Origin of the sequence: Okeania sp. SIO2B9, assembly GCF_010672505.1 — a bacterium.
In the GTDB taxonomy this organism is placed as follows: Bacteria; Cyanobacteriota; Cyanobacteriia; order Cyanobacteriales; family Microcoleaceae; genus Okeania; species Okeania hirsuta.
This window is the reverse complement of record NZ_JAAHGK010000601.1, coordinates 1-4483: the sequence shown is the minus strand read 5'-3', so window position 1 is coordinate 4483 and position 4483 is coordinate 1. Positions and strand designations below refer to the sequence as shown.

Annotated in this window: 2 protein-coding genes; one reads left to right on the top strand and one right to left on the bottom strand. The window is 39.1% G+C overall.

The window, feature by feature from the left end; genetic code table 11:
* Positions 1 to 736: 736 nt before the first annotated feature.
* Entirely contained in the window at positions 737 to 2833 is a 2097-nt protein-coding gene (locus F6K13_RS19895; RefSeq protein WP_124145650.1) for an amylo-alpha-1,6-glucosidase, read from the top strand.
* Between the two features lie 214 nt (positions 2834 to 3047).
* On the opposite strand, the gene F6K13_RS19890 is transcribed toward F6K13_RS19895, so the two are convergent.
* Positions 3048 to 3953: a PEP-CTERM sorting domain-containing protein gene (locus F6K13_RS19890; RefSeq protein ID WP_124145651.1), complete on the bottom strand. Its 906-nt coding sequence runs from the start codon at positions 3951 to 3953 to the stop codon at positions 3048 to 3050.
* Positions 3954 to 4483: the final 530 nt, after the last annotated feature.

Genomic DNA, 4483 nt, shown 5'->3' with positions numbered 1-4483 from the left:
TTTGACTACCTTCCAAGCCGAGCATTAATGCATGAGAAATGGTACTATATATAGCTTCTTGGCCTAATTTCTGATAATGATACTTGTCTTGAGGCGTTAGCGGAGCTTTGCTGAGGCAATCGCTCTCCATTTTTAAGCGTTGGCGGAGCAAGTGCGGCAGCTATATCGCTCTAGATGACCATACTCTATATATAGTGTCTTTGCGTAAGTCCTGAGTATATTAATGATTTAGGGAGAACGGGAGATTAGGGAATAGGGAAATACTGAAATTTACTAAAATTTTCCGATTAGGGTTTGCTGAAAAAGTCTTATGAGTGAGGGTAGGATCAGGGCAAACGCATCTTATTTTGCCGTTCCCTATATGTAGTGTTTATTTGATTTTATAGACACTATATGTTGAAAGTCTATTGTCAACAAGCGCAATAAAACCCGGTTTATTGATAATTACCCCTAGTTTATTGACGAGATGCGTTTGCCCTGACTAATATAACCAAAAATCATAAGTGTGGTTGGAAACTCAAACCAGTTTCAAATCAATAGAATTTTGTACCTAAAATATTGCTTCTGGATTGTCTAAAAAATTAAGAAAATTAGTATTAGTATTTTGCTTATTCCCTTCTTTTTTCTCCTTTCTCCTTCCTTCTTGCCTCTTCCTTCTTGCCTCTTCCTTTATGATATAAAGAAATCGGGTTTTAACAAAAACCTCTGCACTTATATATTGTGAATATTTGATTTTATGGTCATCAGTTTCGATCGAGAAACTTGTAGTAATCTCAACATAACTGAATCCCGCGAATGGTTAGTCACAAACGGTATTGGAGGCTACGCTTCTGGTACAGTAGCTAACATCCTAACCCGTCGCTATCATGGATTACTCATAGCAGCACTCAAACCCCCATTAGGGCGTACATTATTGCTAACAAAACTAGACGAAACTGCCAATTATCAAGGTCTAGACTATCCTCTTTACTGCAACCGTTGGGCCGATGGCACAGCAAACCCAGAAGGTTATAAACAAACAGAAAGCTTCTACCTAGAAGGAACAATACCAGTATGGAAATTTCAATTTGCAGACGTGGTATTAGAGAAGCGGATCTGGATGGAGCAAGGAGAAAACACCACCTATATTAATTATAATTTGCGCAATGGTAGCCAACCCTTAAACTTGGAAATTAAAGCATTAATTAACCATCGCGATCATCATCATCATACCAACGCTCAAGATTGGCAAATCAGTACTGACAAAATTAAACAGGGAGTCTGTATACGAGCTTTTCCTGAAGCAACACCCTTATATCTACTGACAGATACTCATCGAGATGACAAAAAATTAGTATCCACACCCGCCAATAATTGGTATTACGGATTTAACTTAGCAGTAGAAAAATATCGCGGTCAACAAGAATTAGAAGACCACCTACACGCTGTTACTTTTCATGCACAAATTGAAGTAGGTAAATCTCTAACAATAGTTGCCAGCACAAAAGAAAATGCTACTACTAATGGCGAGAGAGAACTAGCTTTTCATCATAATTACGAACAACAAATAATCCAAAAATTTGCCACTACCAAAACATCTAACTCAGAAGTCAAAAATCCAGTCGTTAAATTCTGGAAATCATTTGCCCAGACAAAACCAGAACCTACTGCAAAACCAACTCCAGACTGGATAAACCAATTAGTATTAGCAGCTAACCAATTTATTGTCGATCGCAAATCGTCCAAACATCCATACGGCAAAACTATCCTTGCAGGTTATCATTGGTTTGAAGACTGGGGCCGCGACACAATGATTAGTTTACCTGGTTTAACTATTTGTACAAAACAATTTGACATCGCCCGGTCTATTTTGCTCACCTTTGCTGAGTATGTTGACCAAGGAATGTTGCCAAACCGCTTCCCCGACGGTAGTAGTACACCAGATTATAATACTGTAGATGCCACACTTTGGTATTTTGAAGCAGTTCGTGCATACTATGAAGCTACAGGCGATCGCCAACTTTTAGTAGAATTGTTTCCAATTTTAGCAGAAATCATTGACTACTATCGTCGAGGTACTCGTTACAATATTCAGTTAGATACTGATGATGGCTTAATTTATGCCGGAGAAGCAGGTTCACAGATTACTTGGATGGATGCCAAAGTAGGTGATTGGGTAGTGACACCGCGTATTGGTAAACCCATTGAAATTAGTGCGCTTTGGTATAATGCTCTGCAAATCATGGATAAGTTTGCCCAACAGTTGGGTAAGGATAATCTAGATTATGAAAGGTTAGCAAGGTTGATTAAGCAAAAGGGTTTTGCTCGTTTCTGGAATCAAGAGGAAGGTTATTGTTACGATGTACTTGATACACCCAATGGTAATGATGCTGCTTTGCGACCTAATCAAATATTTGCCTTATCATTACCAGCGATCGGGAAATTTAGTTACCCACCTCTACTAACTCCAGAGCAGGAAAAACAAGTGATGGATATATGCACGCACAAGCTATTGACTCCTTATGGGTTACGCAGTCTAGCTAGTGACGACCCTGAATACAAAGGTGTTTATGGAGGCGATATTTATCAACGAGATGGTGCTTATCATCAAGGTACTGTTTGGGGTTGGTTGATTGGTCATTATGCTGTAGCGCATCTACGAGTTTATAACAACCAAGCAAAAGCTGAGGAGTTATTAAAACCGATGGCAGAGCATTTAACAGTGCATGGTATTGGCAGCATCAGTGAAATTTTTGATGGTAATGAACCGATGACACCCCGTGGTTGTATTGCTCAAGCGTGGAGTGTTGCAGAAGTTTTGCGAGCTTGGACGGTAATTCATCAAGTTAGTTAAAATTCAGAAGGAAACTGTATTTAGAGGAATATTTGTAATTAAGGCAATCTCTGAGATTATGAGGTTGCTTTACTTCAGTTAATAGGACTTACACAAATTTAAATCATTGACGTAATTCCCTTATATAGAATGACTCTCAGCGATTGTTTGACCATACAATGTATAAGTTTCACTAGAACAGATGATTTTGTGTGATTTTTGTTAGATTAAGGCTTTACTTTTGCTTTGGCAAGCCAAGCATAGATCCAAGAACACCCAAGCCTACTAGAGCTAGAGTTGAAGTTCGTTCTGGTACTGGTTCTGGAGATTGAGTTATCTCTTCTACCTTGATGTCAATAAACGCATTACTAAAAGAGGTTGCATTTAAGCCACCATCTCGTAGCTTGTTCAAGTTCCATACAGCACCGCCACTAGCTAAGGCTAAGTCTACATAGTCCATTTGAGTGTTACGAAAACTAGAAGTAACAATACCACTTAAGGATGGGAGTTGGGTCGTATTGAATCCACCCATACCATCAGCAGTATAAGATTTGCCATTAGAACTTATGCCAAGTGCGTCGCCGATAAAGTTGGCATCAATTACAGTATTCAAGAGAATATCATCATCAGGACTAGAACCCCTCTGCAACGCAGCCAGTATGTTGGTGAAGTTAAGGCTAGAGTTACCATTATCTCGATCTTCATCAGTTACCAGGATCATCTTAACAGCAGCACCTGGACGGAAAGAATAATTACTCAGGGCAAAGTCAATTGCAGAATAACCATCTTCAAAACCACCAGGATGTACCAAGGTGTTAGTTGCTGTGACAAACTGGGCAGAAGTACCGAAAAAGCTCCCACCTACAGGTATGGAGCGCCCCAAATAACCCGTCGAGAGAGAACTACCAAATCCCACAAGACCAAAACGGTTGTTTGTGACACCATCATTTTGAAGAGCTTCATCTAGATCTGGAATCATACTTCCAAGCCATTCGTGCTCATTATACATAGAACCAGATTCATCAACGACCACGATTACATCAGCAGTTGTTACAGCAGTTGCGACAGGAACTCCTACCATTGAAAGCATTGTGGTACTTATGGCAGCAAGGGAGCTAAAGTTGGCTAAAGTTTTAAGCATGATATTTCAATTTTTGAATTACTTTTAATCTGATAGACATTTCCATAAACTAAGTTTTAGCTCACGGGGTGACAAGGGTTTGAGATTAATTATTTGTAGGTGCTTAATATAAAAATAAATCAAACTACGGATGTATGCAAGCATTTTGGCGTATCTTCACAGTATCTTTAAAAACTCCGTATATCTACTAATATTGTGTCCGGAAGGCTTTTAAGAATATGAACGGTGCGAAGAAGTAGGAATACTCCAAGAAATGTCTAAATTTTAGGAAAGAAGCGCAGGTGCGATAATTGTATAACCGGATTTTATGATCAGGAGTCAGGAGAAGCAAAAAAGAAGGTGTAATATCATGTCTAGCTGAATACTTATACATAAGATATTGGGGAGAGATTTGCCGTAGAAGCAGGGAAAACGCATCTAATTTTTTTGACAAATGACTAAAAACCCAATAATGCCCTTGACCTCACAGGGTTACAAGCAGCTCAAAACCATTATTGGATAAGAGTTCAAAGGACATTTAGCTGGGTCTT

What these genes read in the sequence shown, in the direction of transcription:
- F6K13_RS19890 (WP_124145651.1), bottom strand. Translation starts at nt 3,953, where the DNA reads ATGCTTAAAACTTTAGCCAACTTTAGCTCCCTTGCTGCCATAAGTACC.
- F6K13_RS19895 (WP_124145650.1), top strand. Translation starts at nt 737, where the DNA reads ATGGTCATCAGTTTCGATCGAGAAACTTGTAGTAATCTCAACATAACT.